This is a genomic window from Flavobacterium sp. N502536, from assembly GCF_025947345.1.
GTDB lineage: Bacteria > Bacteroidota > Bacteroidia > Flavobacteriales > Flavobacteriaceae > Flavobacterium.
The window spans coordinates 4,101,350-4,118,297 of record NZ_CP110011.1; the positions used below are offsets into that span (position 1 = coordinate 4,101,350).

Consider the following 16,948-nt stretch of genomic DNA (forward strand, 5'->3'; position numbering starts at 1 on the left):
CCGACAGGTTTCAAAAACCTGTCGGGTTTGTTGTTTAGTAAATGTTTTTAAAAAGGACGTCACTTCGTTTGAAGACGAGTTAGTGGCCGGCTGGTTCAAATCGTAAAACTTTTATTCGTAATGAATACTAAACCCGACAGGTTTCAAAAACCTGTCGGGTTTGTTATTTTTAAATTACATAATCAAGCGAACTCCACCCAGATCTGAAATACGGTAAGAGAATTTGTTTCCGGGTGAACCAATGAACATAAAGTTTTTAGGGATATTCCATTTTATAGAAAGCTCATCGATAATTTCAGGGCCAAAAACTCCTTGTATTTCAAGGTATTCAATGTCAATATCATCGTAGGCACGATCCAAAACTTCCAGGTCTTTGATTAATTCTTCGTTATTGGAAGGGCCATTTTTGACGTAAACGATTTTAAGTTTTTTGGTCGTTTCGTTGTTTTCAACATATTGTAAAACTTTGTTCAGGATGGCAATATCGTCTCCTTTGGTAAAAAAGACAAATTCCTGCGAGTTGATCTGTACACTCATTTTTTGTAAATACCGATTGCTGATGATTACCATTCGTCGTAAGGGCTGATAAAAATACTCCAGAGCTTCGATTAAAAGTCTTATCAGAATGACACGATTTAACATGATGCCAATGAAGAGCAGCGAGGGAACCATGTATTTCAAAAAGGTATAGAAAGCATTGATGTTGAGTTCCATGTTTCCAATAAAAGCAGCGATAATGAAAGAAACGGCAATAACTACAGATATGCCCCGTGCACGCTCTGGTCGGGGTAGTTTTCGACGTTTGAATTTGAGTAGTAAATTCCCGATTCCAAATAAAGCCATTACCGCCAGAAAAGAGAACGTATAAACTCCTGCTAAGGACTCTAAATGCCCATTGGTTGCAAAAAGTACCGAAATGCACAGTACTAAAAAGCTAATCACAATGCGATAGTGAGAACCTCGTTGGTTTTGTTTCAGGAAATAATTGGGTAGAATCCGGTCTAAAGTCATTCGATTTAATAAACCTGAAACTCCCACGAAGGAAGTTAACACGGCTCCGCATAAAACTAAAACGGCATCAATAGAAATAAGCCATGCCAGCCAGGAACCTCCTGTAGTTTGCCCTAAATGAGCCAGTAGTGATTCTTTATTGGCACCCACCTCGGTTAACGGAATGATACTGATTAACAAAATGGCAATTACCGGGTTGAAAAAACTAACAATGGCCCACATGTTGCGCAACGTCTTCGGGAAAACTCCCGATTGCTGTTCTTCTACAAAGTTGGCGGAACTCTCAAAACCCGAGATCCCAAGCATAGCGGCTGAGAAACCTAAAAACAAAGCTGTTTTAATGTTTCCGTAAGCGATGGGAGTCTGCCAGTTGATGTGAAAAGTTTCTAAACCGTTATTCAGGATAAACCAAAGCGAAGCTAGTACTAGTAGGCTTAAAGTGGCTAAATGGGTAATAAAGATAATTACGGCTACAAAAGCCGATTCTCCAATTCCCAATATGGCGAGCCCTGTAAAAAGAACCAAAACAATGATGGTTGCCACAGTCACATTTAAACTTTCAAAAATCCCGTGTAAATAGTGCATGCCTTCTGAAGCCGAAATCACGGCTGTTGCCATATAAGACAAGACAGTTAAGGTAGCAGCCAAAGAAGCCAAACGTTTGGTAGAAGTGTTGAGCAGAACGTTGTATGCTCCTCCGTTTAGCGGAATTGCGCCTACAACTTCCCCGTAAATTTTTCGGAATAAGAATAAAACAACCGCAACAATTAAAAGAGAAATCCAGGCGTACTGCCCGGCATATAAAATGGTAAGCGCTGAAACGTATAAACAGGAAGAACTGATGTCATTTCCGCAAATTGCTGTTGCCTGTAATTGATTTAATTTTTTGTGTACAATTTCTTTCATAGAGATTCAAGATTTACAACACGATTAACTCCAAAAAATAGTAACAGACAAGCGAATTCTAATAAAAGAGGCGGGTAGTTGAATAGAAACTAAAAGGAAATTTTAGCTAATGTGCATATTTGAATTTTCAATTTAAGAAAATTATTTGGATTCCTGAAACTTTTTTAGGGACAACAGCGCCTGTTCCTGAATTTTGCTTTGAAAAAATCCTGTCCAGCCCATTAAATATCCGGTTAAACCAAAAGCCTGTTTCGACCATTTCCAGACGTCAAAACTGTCTGTATGCTTGATGATTAAACCGTCCTGAAAAGCAAATTCAGCCGAAATACGATTGATTACTTTTCTGTTGGTTTTACTAAAATTATAAGTCGCAACCCATTTGGCAGTACCCGAAAAATCGTCTGCTTTAATAGCTGAAAATTCAATTTTGATGTTGCCTTTGCTTTTCAAAAGCAGCATTTCCCACATTTTAGAAACCTGATCTTCTTTTAGTAAACCAAAAGCAGGGTCAATAAAATGAATTTTAGGATGGTAACATTCGCTCATGGTTTTAGCATCGGCATTGGCAAAAGCGGTATAGAATTTTGTAATTAAGGCTTCATTCGGATTCATGGAGGATACTATTTAGATTATAAATATAAGATTTATTATACTAATATAAAGCAGTGGGGGCTAATTAACAAAAAATGATTTAACAGATTTTAAGTCTGTAAAGAGTGTGAAAAAAGAAGTCTATTTGTTTTGCCTCAAAGGATGTGTTTAAATGAAATACAATCATTGGTTAACATAAGAACCTATAAAGCGCTAATTGCGGCTGCGGTATCAAAGGTTTTTTTTGATTTATCAAATGCTGTCGAAAAGTACGCCATCCTGTTCAGCGCCGTAAAATAGCCGGTTTGATCTCCAAACGTTGTAGCATTACCTTTGATGATAAAACGGATCGCTTTAATATCCGTTTTTTTCAATTTATTCATTTCGGCAGGAGTGAAATAGTAATAAGAAGTGGTTTTTCCGTCAAGGGTTTCTTTGCTGTTTTTGTCCACGCAGGCAATCACATCTCCATTGACTAAATCAACGTATACACCTCCTGAGATTTGAGTTTTGTCGTTAGAAATTCCTATACTTAGTTTTAAAACCCCTCCTTTATCTGTTTTGGCAATCTGAACTTCAGTTTCTCCGGTAAAAACATACTTTTCACAAATAAAAGTATAAGCTGTTGTTGCCGGAAATGGTTTTGAGCCCTTTATACTTATGGTTTGCTGTGCGTTTACGAAACCGGTAATTAACAGTACTATTAAAAGAGGCAGTTTTAAATTCATAGTTTTTACTTTATTGTTCGGTTATTTTGGCATCAAATTTCTCGTCCCAATCCATTGATTTTATAGCCGAAATCAAATTGTCTTCGTTTACAAAAATGCGCAACTCTTTATTGGCCACTTTTTTGGAATACAGTGCATGATAGCGATAAATGACCTCCTGTTTGGCTCTGTAAACACCATCAAGTTTTAAATCGATAAAACTTCCGTAGTATTGTCTGAATCTCTGACAGGTTTTGGTCAAACGTTCTTCAGTCGTATTTTCCATAACCGACTTGGTAACTTCAGTTTCATTAAAAGGCTTAAATTTTGAGGAATTACAGGTTTCTAATACCCTTTTCCCCAATTCGTACGCTTTTTTCTGCTGATTGGAATTTATTTCGGCAGCAGTGACTCTTTTAATTTTTAAATCTTCAGTGTCTCTATTGATCGTTTTCGATTTACATCCAATTAACAATAACAAACATATAATCAATCCTGCTTTCTTCATAACTATTTAAGTAATTTTTAATAATAAGTTGGGGTCAGGGCAGTTTTCGATGTAAAAATTCAGGTCATTTGTATTGCAGACGCCGGGATAATCGCCGGAATACGTTTCGATGTTTCGTATAATCTGAAAGTGTACATGTGGAGCGTAATCTCCATTAACAGAGGAGCTTCCTAAAGTTCCAATTTTTTGGCCTTTATGAAAAAATGTCCCAACACTAAGGTTTTCTATACTTTCTAACGATAAATGTCCGTATAAAGTATAAAATTTTTCATTTTCTATACGATGCTCTAAAATTATAGTCGGACCATAATCGCCCAAACCTATATTATTTTTAAAGCTGTGCACTTTTCCGTCTAGAGGCGCCAGTACTGGGGTATTTACTTTTGTCCATAGATCTAATCCGATATGGATGTTGCGTTCCGGTATCGAACTGTTTTTAAAAATGGTACTGCGCTGGTAGATTGTTCGGCCTTCGATATAACCGCCATAGGCTACTTCGGCATCATTTTTTTCTAAGTAGGCAGTAATAAAATCTTCAAATTCTTCGGTGTTAGCAGGTTTACATTCGGCAAGTTCCTGATTGGTTACGGACAGGTCTAAAGGAATGTATTTTGAAATGTCAATGTTGGAATCAATTACTTTAGTAGGTGGTAAGGCTTTTAAGATAGAGGCAAGAGGTTTCATAGGTTTAAACTACTTTTTCAATAATTATTAATTCGTTGTGAACTTCTACTCGTGGGAGCATTTTGGAAGCAAACAGTTTGGGGTTAATTTCAGAAATGTATTTTCGGTTTCGAACATTGTGCGCTTCGTCTAAAATCATGGTGTTAAACAAAACAAATCCATGACTTTGCAAAAGCGAACAAACCCGTTCGCTAAAAAAGCTTTCAAACAGAAAATTGGGCATCTTGATGTCTTCAAAAATATCAATAATAATTAGATTATATTTATTTTTTGTTTTTAAAACAAATTCGAAAGCATCATCAATTACAACTTCCAGTTGTTTAATCTGGTCAAGATTGAAGTATTCGTTGGCAATCTTAATAATATCGGGGTCAATCTCTACACCGGTAATTTTTCCTTTGTACTGAATTTCATCTACCAGTGTTTTAATGACGCTTCCGCCGGCAACACCTAACAGTAAGATATGATCCATTTTAAGAATGTTGTCATAACCGATATTTCGAAGTCCGTATCTTAAAATACGCTGTAAACTTCCGTAGGAATAATTGGTGTTTTCAGAATCAAGAACTAATTCGCCATTAGCCCAGGTAACTTCGATGATTTTGCTTCTTTGTGATTTTTTTTTGAATATTTTTATAGGAACAATATAACTGAACAATTTTTGGATCATTTTAAATGCTTTTACTCAAAAATACCACTTTAAATCTTTTATTTTGCAGGAAAAAACAAATTAATGAAAAAGCGATTGTACAAATTCATCTTTTTTAAGCTAATGGGCTGGAAAATTGTGGGAATCGAAAATGCTGAAGTAAAAAAATGCGTGATGATGGTGATGCCGCATACCAGCAACCATGATTTTTATTTGGGAATTTTTACGCGCGGCATTTCCGGTTTGGAAATGAACTGGGTAGGAAAGAAAGAATTATTCCGTTTTCCTTTTGGCTATTATTTCAGAAGCGTAGGAGGAGAACCTATAGACCGAACTGGCGGATTGAATAAAGTAGAGTCGATTGCTGCAATTTTTGAAAGAAAAGAAGTTTTTCGCTTAGCCGTAGCAGCTGAAGGAACCCGTAAAGGAGTAAAAGAATTAAAAAGCGGTTTTTATTACATCGCTCTTAAAGCAAATGTGCCAATTGTGCCGGTCGCTTTTGACTGGGGCAAAAAAGAAGTCAACTTAGGGAAACCATTTTCTCCAACCGGAGATTATGAGGCTGATTTGAATGTTTTAAAAAAACACTATGACGGGGTCGTGGGTAAAATTCCGGAAAACGGATTTCAGTTGTAATTTTTTGCTGTTGCCCCGGTTGTCCAGAAATCGCTTAAATGAAAAATAATTTTAAAAATTTTCAAATACGCGAAATTTCAAATTTAAGGAACGTAAGTCTTAAAGGTTCCGTTTTTATAAAAGACCACTATTTTTTCAATTTCATTTTCTGCAGGACTTAAACTTTGAGTTTTAATTTCTGCAGAAGATGTGTTTTTGGATTTTTCATTTTCTGAAACAAAATTTTCTTCTGATGGAATAGGAGTAAGAGGTTTTGCAAATTCAGAGAGCGATTCGTTTTTTTTTAGATCAATGGTATCTTCCGTTTTTGGAAAACTCCCTTTACCATTTAAGATCCAGTACAAATCAATATCGGGAAAAACCTCCAGAATTTTTAGTACAAAATCCAAACTGGGTTTGTTTCTGCCAGAAAGCAGGTGAGACATACTGGAACGCTGCACCCCAATTTTATCCGCAAAAGAAGAGGCGTTTAAAGCATAATAATCCAATATAATTTCAAGTCGTTTTACAAAATCATCTATGTTTACCATTGTAAATTACTGTTTAGAAAATTGCTGTTTACAAATGTAATCAAAAGCAGACTCTAAAACAATTTTACAGTTGTAAATCGTAAAATTAATCTTTAAATTGTGTATTTAAGACTTTAGATGATTGGTTTTAACTTGTTGAAATATATAAAATTATATTTTAGTATTTCAACTAATAACAAATGTCAATTAGTAATGAGCAAAATCAATTCTATTACCAGTAAAAACTGTTTACAATTCTAAATTTATTACTTTACAATTTATTTACAATTGTAAAAATAAAGATGTTTACTTTTGTAAACTAATCAAAACACGATGAATTTAGAAGAATTATTCAGCCAGCACAAAGAGCAATCAATAGAGGGACGTTATTTGACTTTGGATCATATTCAGCCCTTATTAGATAAATTAAATACAGACAATCAGGTATCGATTATTGGTCATTCAGTCTTAGGAGAACCGATCTATAGTTATCAAATCGGAACCGGACCAACGCGTATTTATCTATGGTCTCAAATGCATGGAAATGAAAGTACGACTACAAAAGCACTTTTTGATTTTATAAATGTCTTAAACAGCGGTTCTGAGTTTGCACAGAAAATGCTTAAAACGTTTACCTTTTATAGTATTCCGATATTAAATCCTGACGGAGCAAGGCTTTACACGCGTGAGAACGCTAATAAAGTAGATTTAAATCGTGATTCTCAAAATTTAACCCAACCGGAAAGTACTATTTTGAGATCGGTATTTGAAGCTTTTAAACCGCATTTTTGTTTTAATCTTCACGATCAGCGTACTATTTTTGGGGCTGGTTCAACCGGAAAACCGGCAACACTTTCCTTTTTAGCGCCTTCGTACAACGAAGAAAGAGAGGTAAATGAAAACCGTTTAAAAGCGATAAATGTCATTGCCGGGATCAATGATGTTTTGCAAAAATACATTCCGGGACAGGTGGGGCGTTTTGATGACTCGTTTAATATCAACTGTATAGGAGACACCTTTCAATTCCTGGGAGCTCCTACAATCTTATTTGAAGCAGGTCATTACCCGAATGATTACGAACGCGAAATCACACGAAAGTTTCTGTTTTTCTCATTGGTTTCAAGTTTCGACCTGATTAGCGAAAACGATTTAGTTGATAACAGAATTAATGATTATTTGAATATTTCACAAAATAAAGTGGTTTTTTATGATTTTATGTGGAAAAATATCAAAATAAATTATGATGGTATCGAAATTATTACGAATTTTGTCGCACAATACAAAGAAGAATTGATTGAAAATAAGATTCACTTTAATGCCTACATAGTTGAAGTAGGCGATTTGGAAAATTATTTTGGACATTACGAATACGATGCAAAAGGGGCTAGTTATTCGGATGACTTTGGTACTTTTCCGAAATTGAATCAAAAAGTAGATTTTTATTTAGATAAAAATGTTAAATTTGTTAACGGATTGATAAAAAGTTAATTTTTATGTGAATTTGTTGTTTTTTATATATATTTTTATACTTTGTAATAGCAATTAGTAATATTAATTAAAGAATTATGAGTAAATTTCGTTTAGATGAAGTAGATCACCAGATTTTAGATATGTTAATAGACAATACGAGAGTTCCGTTTACTGACATTGCTAAAAAACTATTGATATCTGCTGGTACAGTGCATGTTAGAGTAAAAAAGATGGAGGACGCAGGAATAATAATGGGATCTTCATTGGCCTTAGATTACGATAAGCTAGGGTATTCGTTTATTGCTTATGTGGGTGTCTTCCTTAATAATACGTCTCAAACAAAATTTGTATTAGAGCGAATCAATCAAATTCCATTCGTAACAGTAGCTTCTGTAACGACAGGTAAATTCAATATTTTTTGCAAAATCAGAGCAAAAGATACTAAACACGCAAAAGAAGTAATCTTCATGATCGATGATATCGATGGTGTTTACAGAACTGAAACTATGATTTCATTAGAAGAAAGTATAAACGATAAGAAGCGTTTGATGCATACTATTTTTAAAAATATGTAATATCTTCTTGAATGCTATATCAAAATATAACCTCAAGTTTATTCTTGGGGTTTTTTTATGACCAATTAACCAACCAACTACAAATAGATTATGTACACGTTACCAAAAATTGAACGTTTTAATCAGGATGTTCTTTCAAAATACCATATTTATAATAGTGTTTTTATAACACTGCCTTTTGATTCCATTGACAATACAGGAGTGTTACTTCCTTTGTTTACAGAGACTTGTGAAACGGGATTTAAAAAACAGGAAACACCTAAGGAAATTGTCAATTTCTTCTCCAACAAATACCTGAATGATGCTTCTGAAAAGGATAAAATCGATCTTATGTTTCGATTCATTCAATACATTGAACGTCAGATCGTATTGTTTGACGCGATCGAGGATGCAGCATTTCCGGAAGTCAATAATATGGAAGGACGCGGTTCGTTACGCGATATTAAAGAAAAATCAGATGCAAAGGAAAAGAATGATGAGCTGATTGAATTTTTGGAAAGCTTTAATGTCAGAACAGTCTTAACGGCGCATCCAACGCAATTTTATCCGGGTCCGGTTTTAGGGATTATCAATGATTTGACAGATGCTATTCGTTTAAATGATTTGTTGAAAATCAAACAATTGCTGGCGCAGCTTGGAAAAACTCCTTTTATTCAGAACGAAAAGCCAAATCCGTATGATGAAGCAGTAAGTTTGATCTGGTATTTAGAGAATGTGTTCTATGCAACTTCGGGTGAAATTGTTCATTATTTACAGAAAAATATCCTTCAGGGGAATGCGATTCAGAACCAATTGATCAAATTAGGTTTCTGGCCAGGAGGGGATCGTGACGGAAATCCTTTTGTTACTACCGAGATTACTTTAAAAGTAGCGGAACGTTTGCGTACGTCAATTTTGAAGTGTTACTATGTTGAAATGAGAAACTTAAAACGTAAGTTAACATTCTCAGGTGTAGATACTTTGGTGTCAGAACTTGAACATAAACTTTATCGTTCGGTGTTCTATTCGAAAGGAGAAATTTACATTACTTTAGAGGAGTTATTGACGCAGTTAAATAAAATCAGAACCATTATTATTGAAAAACATCAGTCTCTTTATTTAGATGAACTGGAAGCTTTTTTAGTAAAAATTAATTTGTTTGGTTTTCACTTTGCCACTTTAGATATTCGTCAGAATAGTAAAATTCACAATGCTGTATTTAAGGATGTGGTGAATTATTATTTGAAGTCTGGTTCGCAGATATTTCCGCAGAATTATTTTGATTTGTCGGAAGAAGAGAAACTGGGAGTTTTGTCAAAAGTAAAAGGAGACTTGAATCCTGCTGACTTTGAAGATGAAATTACAAGATCTACTCTGGAATCAGTTCAGACGATTAAAACAATTCAGCAAGGAAACGGTGAGTTTGGCGCCAATCGTTACATTATCAGTAACAATGAAAGTGCTCTGAATGTCATGGAAACTTTCGCAATGATTCGTTTGAACAATTGGGAAAACCCAACGGTTGACATAATTCCGCTTTTTGAATCGGTTGATGATTTACAGAATGCGCATCAAATTATGGAACAATTGTACAACAATCCGGAGTACTCTAAACACCTTGAATCCAGAGGAAATAAGCAAACTATTATGTTAGGTTTCTCTGATGGAACGAAAGACGGTGGTTATTTAATGGCTAACTGGAGTATTTATCAGGCAAAAATATCGCTGACCGAAATTTCAAGACAATACGGTATAAAAGTAATTTTCTTTGATGGTCGTGGTGGACCTCCGGCTCGCGGAGGTGGAAAAACACATAAGTTTTATGCTTCTTTAGGTCCAAAAATTGAGAATAACGAAATTCAGATTACCGTTCAGGGACAAACGATCAGTTCTAATTTTGGAACTTTGGATTCCTGTCGTTATAATATTGAGAACTTATTGAGTGCCGGAGTCACCAATCAGGTTTTTAGCAAAGAAAAAAATGAGCTGAGTGTGGAGGAAACGAAAATTCTAACGCAACTGGCTGATTTAGGGTATGAAAAATACCTAAGTTTTAAGAATCACCCTAAGTTTATTCCATATTTGGAAAAAATGAGTACGTTAAAATATTACTCTAAAACCAATATCGGAAGCCGTCCGTCTAAAAGAAGTAAGTCAGAATCATTAGATTTTGCTGACTTAAGAGCGATTCCTTTTGTGGGGTCCTGGAGTCAGTTGAAGCAAAACGTACCAGGATTCTTCGGAGTTGGATCGGCTTTAAAATATTTTGAAGAAAGTGGACAATGGGATAAAGTACATGACCTGTATCAAAATTCTTTATTTTTCAAAACACTGTTGGAGAACAGTATGATGTCATTGGCAAAATCATTTTTACCATTGACGGCTTATATGAAAAATGATCCTGAGTTTGGAGAATTCTGGCAGATTATCTACGATGAATTTTCAGAAACCAAACGTCTTTTACTGAAAATTGCAGGACATAAAACCCTGATGGAAAATTATCCTGATGGTATAGCATCGATTCAGATAAGAGAGCGTATTGTGTTGCCATTGTTGACAATACAACAATATGCTTTATTGAGAATTAACGAATTGAACAAAGAAAACATTGTAGACGAAGAGCTGATTAAAGTTTACGAAAAAATCGTAACAAGATCCCTTTTCGGAAATACCAATGCCAGTAGAAACTCAGCTTAAAAACTATAAAAAATGAACGTAGCCCTATTAACAGAAAACGAATATTCAGGCGGATATGCCAATTATATCAAAGCAGTTGGAAATGGAGATTTGTTTGAAGAACTCGAAATTTCATTGCACGAGTTTATCAAATTTGTGCAAAATATTCCAATGGATAAATTTGACTATCGTTACGCAGAAGGAAAGTGGACGATAAAAGATATTATTCAGCACATTCTGGATTGTGAGCGAATTTTTGCTTACCGCGCTTTGCGATTTTCGAGAAATGATTTAACGCCTTTGCCAAGTTTTGAGGAAGATGATTACGCAAACAGCACCGATTCAAATAGCAGAAGTATTCAGGGTTTACTAACAGAATTGTCTGCATTAAGACATTCTAATTTGTTGTTTTTTAAGAGTTTATCTGAAGAGCAGCTTAAAAGAATCGGGACAGCTTCAAATATTCAGATTTCTGTTCGCGCTTTGGGATTTGTAATTATCGGCCATCAAAAACACCATCAAAAAGTTTTTGAAGAGCGTTATTTGTAAATTTCTTTTCATTATAAACAAAAATCCTGTGGAGTAAATTTCAGAGGATTTTTTTATTGATGTCATTTCGACCGTAGGGAGAAATCACATACGCTGAATCCAAACTGAATTTCTACACCGTTTGTCATTTCGACCGAAGGGAGAAATTACACGCGCTGAATCCAAACTGAATTTCTACACCGTTTGTCATTTCGACCGAAGGGAGAAATCGCATGCGCTGAATCCGAATTGAATTTCTACACCGTTTGTCATTTCGACCAAAGGGAGAAATCACATGCAGAATTTGACAAAGATTGAGATTGTAGGAGCGGAGTTTCTTGTGTGATTTCTCCCTACGGTCGAAATGACAAAGTAGCGGGTTTTACTTGTTCTTCTCAACAATAGCAAGACCCAGGCGAATTTTATCATACGATATTTTTTCATCAAAATAGTCAAAATACGGTTTTAAGCCAGAGGGGTATTCGAGTTCGATCTGAGCTTTGTGCAATTGTTTGACTTCGTCATTTGTTACAAACGAACTTAAATCAATCTCCTCACCATCAAGATAAAGTTTGGCTAAGTGTGATATAATGGTGGTATATCCTAAATTTCTTTTTCCGGCGATTTCTGTTACCGTTTTGCCATTTTTAAAAAGTTCTAAAGTAGTCTTATACGTATTACTTTCTTTTTTGGCTTTTGCATTTGTTTTTTTTGCTTTCTGAAATGCTATAATGGCATTTATAAATTCGGAACCGTATTTTTCAAGTTTTGCATTTCCAACGCCATCGATGGCAAGAAATTCTTCATCGCTCATTGGTCGTAAGGTTTCCATTTGCCTTAAGGCTGCATCACTGAAAATTACATAAGCCGGAACTTCTTCTTCCTGGGCAATTTCGTAACGCAGTTTTCGAAGAAGTTCAAAAAGTGAATTTTTTGCGGTTTTTGTTTTGGTCTCTGCAATTTCGTTTTTGTCGATTGCTTTTTTAACGACCGTATTTAGTTTTACTTTCTCTCCTTCAAACAGTACTTTTTTTGCAAAAGACGTTAGCAAAATTTTATTGTGCTGATGGAAGGCAATTTCAAGATAGCCCAAATTAATGAGCTGAATTAAGTACTGATTCCAATCGTACCACGAAATGTCGGAGCCAATTCCGTACGTTTTTAAGCTTTGATAATTTTTTTCGTAGATATACGCGTTTCTCGAGCCTCTTAAAAAATCAACAATTACAGCCAATGGCTCTGATTGCTGTAAACGGACAATTGCTGAGAGTGCTTTTTGCGCTAAAATAGTTCCGTCAAAAAAAGTGGGAGGATTTTTGCAGATATCACAGTTGCCACAATTTTCTTTTACGAGTTCACCAAAATACGAAAGCAGAATTTTTCGGCGACAGCTTAAGGCATCGGCGTATTGTTTCATTCTTTCTAATTTGGCCAGCTGAACATCAGAGTTTAATCCTTCGGAGGCAAATTTCTGAAGTTGAATGACATCGGCATAACTTTCAAACAAAACGGTTTCGGCTGCCAATCCATCCCGACCGGCACGTCCAATTTCCTGATAATAACCTTCGATGTTTTTCGGTAAATTGTAATGAATGACCCAGCGGACATTGGATTTGTCAATTCCCATACCAAAAGCAATGGTAGCGCAAACGACCTGACAGTCGTCGTTGATAAATTCATCCTGAGTTTTTGCTCTCACTTTATTATCGAGTCCGGCATGGTAGGCTTTGGCGGTGATTCCGTTTTTCTTTAATTTTTCAGCCAGTTCTTCTGTGGTCTTTCGGCTTAAGCAGTAAACAATTCCGGATTCATTGGGTTTATTGGCAATGAAATCAATTATTTGTTTTACTCTGTCAAGAGCCGGGCGAACTTCGAGACTTAGATTTTTTCGGTCAAACGAAGCAACGAATGTTTTTGGATTTCTAAGTTTTAACTGTTTGACGATATCGGTTCGGGTCGCTTTATCAGCAGTAGCCGTTAAAGCCAGGACCGGAGTAGAAGGGAAGCGACTCTTTAAATATCCCAAATTGGTATAGGCCGGACGAAAGTCATGACCCCAGGAAGAAATACAATGTGCTTCGTCGATCGCAATCAGGCTGATGGTCAGTTCGTTAAAGACAACATCCAGATAAGACAGGCTCTCCGGTGCGATGTAGACTAATTTGAAAGTATTTGATTTTAAATTGTCAATATAAAATTGCTGTTCCTGACTGGTTTGGCTGCTGTTGATGTAACAGGCATTAATACCATTTGTTTTTAAGCTGTCGACCTGATCTTTCATTAAGGCAATCAAAGGCGAAATGACAATGGTGATTCCGGGCAAGACTAAGGCCGGTAATTGAAAACAGATTGACTTTCCTCCTCCGGTGGGCATAATAGCTAAAGTATCCTGACCCGAAAGTATCGTATTAATGATGGTTTCTTGGTTGGGTCTGAATTTTTCAAATCCAAAATTTTCTTTTAGTTTGGCGTGTAGGATTTCTGAGGTCATGGCGTTGGCAATTACGGAAAAAGAATAAAAACAAATATATAGTATTTTTCCTATATTTAGATGAAGTGATTAGGGAATAATAAAAAAAGGAACCCGCATAGAGTTCCTTTTATTTATTTTGAAAAAGATTGCTTAATCTTCGTCTTCATCATCTTCGTCGTCAGCAATATCTTCTTTGTCTTCGTCATCGTCGTCGTCATCTCCACCGTCAACATCTGGTTTGTCCTGATTGTCATCGTCGTCGTCATCGTCGATATCATCATCAAGATCAAGACCTTTAACCGGTTCGATTGTATCCACGTCTACGTCGATATCGTCATCTTCATCATAATTTTCGATTCTGTCTGCAAGTTTAGTACTAATTTTTACCAAATAAATAGTGTCTTCAGTACGAACTTCAACGGCTTCTACTAATTCGTTTTTAGCATTTCTAAAACGGATTACATCCGAATCATCATAACCATCAGGAAATTTCTCTACCAAAAGGTTTAAAATTTCGTTGGTAAGTTTAGCGTAGTCTACTATAACTCTTTTCATAAATATCCTATAAATCTAATAAATAAGCAAAAATTAATGGAGCAACAATTGTAGCGTCCGACTCAATAATAAATTTAGGGGTTTTAATATCTAATTTACCCCAAGTGATTTTTTCGTTTGGAACTGCTCCAGAGTACGAACCGTAACTGGTTGTTGAATCTGAAATTTGACAGAAATAGCTCCAGAATGGAACATCGTGCATTTCCATATCCTGGTACAACATTGGTACCACACAAATAGGGAAATCTCCTGCAATACCACCACCAATTTGGAAGAATCCAATTCCGTTAGTGCTATTTTTTGGATACCAGTCTGCAAGGAAAGTCATGTACTCAATACCTGATTTCATCGTAGAGGCTTTTAATTCGCCTTTGATTACATATGAAGCAAAGATATTTCCCATTGTACTGTCTTCCCAACCCGGAACAATAATAGGTAAATTTTTCTCGGCAGCGGCATACATCCAGCTGTCTTTTAAATCAATTTCGTAGTATTCTTCTAAAACGCCTGATAACAACATTTTGTACATGAATTCATGAGGAAAATAACGTTCTCCTTTATCATCGGCATCTTTCCAGATTTTGTAAATGTGTTTTTGTAAACGACGGAATGCTTCATGTTCTGGGATACAAGTGTCAGTAACACGGTTTAATCCTCTTTCTAATAAAGCCCATTCGTCTTCAGGTGTTAAATCACGATAGTTTGGCACTCTTTCGTAGTGTGAGTGTGCCACTAAGTTCATGATGTCTTCTTCTAGATTGGCTCCAGTACAAGAAATAATTTGTACTTTATCTTGTCTAATAATTTCGGCAAAAATTTTACCAATTTCTGCTGTACTCATAGCGCCAGCCATACTTACCATCATTTTAGCTCCGTTTGCCAATTGTTGCTCGTATGCTTTTGCAGCATCGACTAAAGAGGCAGAGTTGAAGTGTAAATAATGTTTTTCAATAAACTGACTGATTGGTCCTTTCATTTGTTCTTGTTTTTTTATTTTTTTTTGAATTAAAAGTTTAACCTTTTAGTGGTACTGCAAATTAATAATTTTATATTTATTAACTTTTATTTGGCAGGTTTTTTTTTATACTTTTTTAGTGTATCCTAAAATCTTTAACACATCGTCAGAAGTTTGCTGTTCTGAGAAAACTTCAGTGGCTAAAATACCATTTTCGTCACGATCTATTAAGATATGTTTAGGTTGTGGAATCAGACAGTGGTGTAAACCGCCATAACCTCCAATGGTTTCCTGATACGCACCAGTATTAAAGAAACCAATATACAAAGGTTTTTCTTTGTTATATTTAGGCAAATAAATGGCGTTCATGTTTTGCTCTGAGTTGTAATAATCGTCACTATCACAAGTCAAACCGCCCAATAAAACCCGCTCGTAAGTATCGTTCCAGCGGTTTACGGCCAGCATGATAAAACGTTTGTTTATAGCCCAGGTATCTGGTAAAGTGGTAATGAATGAAGAATCAATCATGTTCCATTTTTCCCTGTCATTTTGTTGTTTTTGATATAAAATCTGATAGATCGCACCACCGCTTTCACCTACTGTAAAAGATCCAAATTCTGTAAAGATATTCGGTACATCTACTTCAGCCTCATCACATGCAATTTTAATCTGATTGATGATTTCATCAATCATATATTGATAATCATATTCAAAGGCAAGAGAGTTTTTAATTGGGAAACCGCCTCCGATGTTTAATCCGTCAAGGGTAGGGCATTCCTTTTTAAGTGCAATGTATACTTTGATACATTTCACCAACTCATTCCAGTAATATGAGGTATCATTTATTCCGGTATTGATGAAAAAGTGAAGCATTTTAAGCTCTAGTTTATCATTCTCCTGAATTTGTTTTTTATAGAACGAAACGATGTTTTTATATCCAATTCCTAATCTTGATGTATAGAATTCAAATTTAGGCTCTTCTTCCGCTGCAATACGAATTCCGATTTTGAATTTCCCTTTGATTTCCGCCTGAAGTAAATCTAATTCTTCGTAGTTATCAATGATTGGAATAGTGTTTTTATGTCCGCTGTTGATTAATCTTGCAATATTGGTAATGTATTCGTCTCTTTTGAAACCGTTGCAGATAACATAAGTACTTTTGTTGATTTTGCCATTTTCAAGTAAATTCTCTACGATATTAACATCAAAAGCTGATGATGTTTCGATGTGAATGTTGTTCTTGAAAGCTTCATTCATGATATATTCAAAATGAGAGCTTTTTGTGCAATAACAGTAGTAGTACTTTGCATCGTACTTATTTTTTTCCATTGATTTTCTGAACCAGGCTTTTGCCTTGTTGATGTTCTCTGAAATCTGCGGCAAATATGTAAACTTTAATGGCGTGCCATATTGCTCTACCAATTTCATCAAATCGATGTTGTGAAATTGAAGATTGTCTTTGTTTAATTTGAATTCCGCTTGTGGAAAGTAATAGGTTTGATTGATTAGATCTGAATATTTTGTATTCATTTATTT

At 35.4% G+C, this 16,948-nt stretch carries 16 protein-coding genes; 5 read left to right on the forward strand and 11 right to left on the reverse strand.

The genetic code is table 11. The annotated features are described in order from the left end of the window. Positions 1-174: 174 nt before the first annotated feature. The 6 genes from OLM61_RS17285 to OLM61_RS17310 form a co-directional block, all read right to left on the reverse strand. On the reverse strand, positions 175-1,917 hold the full coding sequence (locus OLM61_RS17285) for an APC family permease (protein ID WP_264523853.1): 1,743 nt from the start codon (positions 1,915-1,917) through the stop codon (positions 175-177). 141 nt (positions 1,918-2,058) lie between these two features. Continuing rightward, complete coding sequence (locus tag OLM61_RS17290; RefSeq protein ID WP_264523854.1) at positions 2,059-2,529, reverse strand: nuclear transport factor 2 family protein; 471 nt, start codon at positions 2,527-2,529, stop codon at positions 2,059-2,061. 182 nt (positions 2,530-2,711) lie between these two features. After that, the gene (locus tag OLM61_RS17295; protein ID WP_264523855.1) at positions 2,712-3,236 is read right to left on the reverse strand and encodes a hypothetical protein; all 525 of its coding nucleotides are present in this window, start codon (positions 3,234-3,236) and stop codon (positions 2,712-2,714) included. A gap of 10 nt (positions 3,237-3,246) precedes the next feature. Beyond that, positions 3,247-3,723, reverse strand: a complete 477-nt coding sequence (locus tag OLM61_RS17300) for a hypothetical protein (protein ID WP_264523856.1) — start codon at positions 3,721-3,723, stop codon at positions 3,247-3,249. 6 nt (positions 3,724-3,729) lie between these two features. After that, on the reverse strand, positions 3,730-4,407 hold the full coding sequence (locus tag OLM61_RS17305; protein ID WP_264523857.1) for a peptidoglycan DD-metalloendopeptidase family protein: 678 nt from the start codon (positions 4,405-4,407) through the stop codon (positions 3,730-3,732). A gap of 4 nt (positions 4,408-4,411) precedes the next feature. Further along, the gene (locus tag OLM61_RS17310; protein WP_264523858.1) at positions 4,412-5,077 is read right to left on the reverse strand and encodes a spermidine synthase; all 666 of its coding nucleotides are present in this window, start codon (positions 5,075-5,077) and stop codon (positions 4,412-4,414) included. A gap of 63 nt (positions 5,078-5,140) precedes the next feature. Here OLM61_RS17310 and OLM61_RS17315 point away from each other — a divergent pair, with 63 nt between their 5' ends. Further along, complete coding sequence (locus OLM61_RS17315; RefSeq protein WP_264523859.1) at positions 5,141-5,692, forward strand: 1-acyl-sn-glycerol-3-phosphate acyltransferase; 552 nt, start codon at positions 5,141-5,143, stop codon at positions 5,690-5,692. Positions 5,693-5,775: 83 nt separating this feature from the next. On the opposite strand, the gene OLM61_RS17320 is transcribed toward OLM61_RS17315, so the two are convergent. Further along, positions 5,776-6,222, reverse strand: coding sequence for a helix-turn-helix transcriptional regulator (locus OLM61_RS17320; protein ID WP_264523860.1), 447 nt, complete (start codon positions 6,220-6,222; stop codon positions 5,776-5,778). A 312-nt stretch (positions 6,223-6,534) separates the two neighbouring features. On the opposite strand from OLM61_RS17320, the gene OLM61_RS17325 reads away from it, so the two are divergent. The 4 genes from OLM61_RS17325 (at position 6,535) to OLM61_RS17340 (ending at position 11,450) form a co-directional block, all read left to right on the forward strand. Continuing rightward, the gene (locus OLM61_RS17325) at positions 6,535-7,689 is read left to right on the forward strand and encodes a M14 metallopeptidase family protein (RefSeq protein WP_264523861.1); all 1,155 of its coding nucleotides are present in this window, start codon (positions 6,535-6,537) and stop codon (positions 7,687-7,689) included. Between the two features lie 77 nt (positions 7,690-7,766). Next, positions 7,767-8,246 carry an Lrp/AsnC family transcriptional regulator gene (locus OLM61_RS17330; RefSeq protein WP_008468989.1) on the forward strand — a complete coding sequence of 160 codons (480 nt, stop codon included), beginning with the start codon at positions 7,767-7,769 and terminating at the stop codon, positions 8,244-8,246. 90 nt (positions 8,247-8,336) lie between these two features. Next, complete coding sequence (locus OLM61_RS17335) at positions 8,337-10,922, forward strand: phosphoenolpyruvate carboxylase (protein ID WP_264523862.1); 2,586 nt, start codon at positions 8,337-8,339, stop codon at positions 10,920-10,922. Between the two features lie 12 nt (positions 10,923-10,934). Beyond that, a complete protein-coding gene (locus OLM61_RS17340) occupies positions 10,935-11,450 on the forward strand; it encodes a DinB family protein (protein WP_264523863.1) in 516 nt (171 codons plus the stop codon). A gap of 361 nt (positions 11,451-11,811) precedes the next feature. Here OLM61_RS17340 and recQ read toward each other — a convergent pair whose 3' ends face one another. The 4 genes from recQ to OLM61_RS17360 form a co-directional block, all read right to left on the reverse strand. Then, the gene (gene recQ, locus OLM61_RS17345; protein WP_264523864.1) at positions 11,812-13,920 is read right to left on the reverse strand and encodes a DNA helicase RecQ; all 2,109 of its coding nucleotides are present in this window, start codon (positions 13,918-13,920) and stop codon (positions 11,812-11,814) included. A 132-nt stretch (positions 13,921-14,052) separates the two neighbouring features. Continuing rightward, positions 14,053-14,457 (reverse strand): DNA primase, encoded by a 405-nt coding sequence (locus OLM61_RS17350; protein ID WP_264523865.1) that lies wholly within the window; start codon positions 14,455-14,457, stop codon positions 14,053-14,055. A gap of 7 nt (positions 14,458-14,464) precedes the next feature. Next, positions 14,465-15,433 (reverse strand): deoxyhypusine synthase family protein, encoded by a 969-nt coding sequence (locus tag OLM61_RS17355; RefSeq protein WP_173966619.1) that lies wholly within the window; start codon positions 15,431-15,433, stop codon positions 14,465-14,467. A gap of 105 nt (positions 15,434-15,538) precedes the next feature. Then, on the reverse strand, positions 15,539-16,942 hold the full coding sequence (locus OLM61_RS17360; protein ID WP_264523866.1) for an arginine decarboxylase: 1,404 nt from the start codon (positions 16,940-16,942) through the stop codon (positions 15,539-15,541). Between the last annotated feature and the right edge of the window lie 6 nt (positions 16,943-16,948).

What these genes read in the sequence shown, in the direction of transcription:
- OLM61_RS17320 (WP_264523860.1), bottom strand. Translation starts at nt 6,222, where the DNA reads ATGGTAAACATAGATGATTTTGTAAAACGACTTGAAATTATATTGGAT.
- OLM61_RS17285 (WP_264523853.1), bottom strand. Translation starts at nt 1,917, where the DNA reads ATGAAAGAAATTGTACACAAAAAATTAAATCAATTACAGGCAACAGCA.
- OLM61_RS17330 (WP_008468989.1), top strand. Translation starts at nt 7,767, where the DNA reads ATGAGTAAATTTCGTTTAGATGAAGTAGATCACCAGATTTTAGATATG.
- OLM61_RS17325 (WP_264523861.1), top strand. Translation starts at nt 6,535, where the DNA reads ATGAATTTAGAAGAATTATTCAGCCAGCACAAAGAGCAATCAATAGAG.
- OLM61_RS17360 (WP_264523866.1), bottom strand. Translation starts at nt 16,942, where the DNA reads ATGAATACAAAATATTCAGATCTAATCAATCAAACCTATTACTTTCCA.
- OLM61_RS17315 (WP_264523859.1), top strand. Translation starts at nt 5,141, where the DNA reads ATGAAAAAGCGATTGTACAAATTCATCTTTTTTAAGCTAATGGGCTGG.
- OLM61_RS17295 (WP_264523855.1), bottom strand. Translation starts at nt 3,236, where the DNA reads ATGAATTTAAAACTGCCTCTTTTAATAGTACTGTTAATTACCGGTTTC.
- OLM61_RS17290 (WP_264523854.1), bottom strand. Translation starts at nt 2,529, where the DNA reads ATGAATCCGAATGAAGCCTTAATTACAAAATTCTATACCGCTTTTGCC.
- OLM61_RS17340 (WP_264523863.1), top strand. Translation starts at nt 10,935, where the DNA reads ATGAACGTAGCCCTATTAACAGAAAACGAATATTCAGGCGGATATGCC.
- OLM61_RS17305 (WP_264523857.1), bottom strand. Translation starts at nt 4,407, where the DNA reads ATGAAACCTCTTGCCTCTATCTTAAAAGCCTTACCACCTACTAAAGTA.
- OLM61_RS17355 (WP_173966619.1), bottom strand. Translation starts at nt 15,433, where the DNA reads ATGAAAGGACCAATCAGTCAGTTTATTGAAAAACATTATTTACACTTC.
- OLM61_RS17310 (WP_264523858.1), bottom strand. Translation starts at nt 5,077, where the DNA reads ATGATCCAAAAATTGTTCAGTTATATTGTTCCTATAAAAATATTCAAA.
- recQ (WP_264523864.1), bottom strand. Translation starts at nt 13,920, where the DNA reads ATGACCTCAGAAATCCTACACGCCAAACTAAAAGAAAATTTTGGATTT.
- OLM61_RS17300 (WP_264523856.1), bottom strand. Translation starts at nt 3,723, where the DNA reads ATGAAGAAAGCAGGATTGATTATATGTTTGTTATTGTTAATTGGATGT.
- OLM61_RS17350 (WP_264523865.1), bottom strand. Translation starts at nt 14,457, where the DNA reads ATGAAAAGAGTTATAGTAGACTACGCTAAACTTACCAACGAAATTTTA.
- OLM61_RS17335 (WP_264523862.1), top strand. Translation starts at nt 8,337, where the DNA reads ATGTACACGTTACCAAAAATTGAACGTTTTAATCAGGATGTTCTTTCA.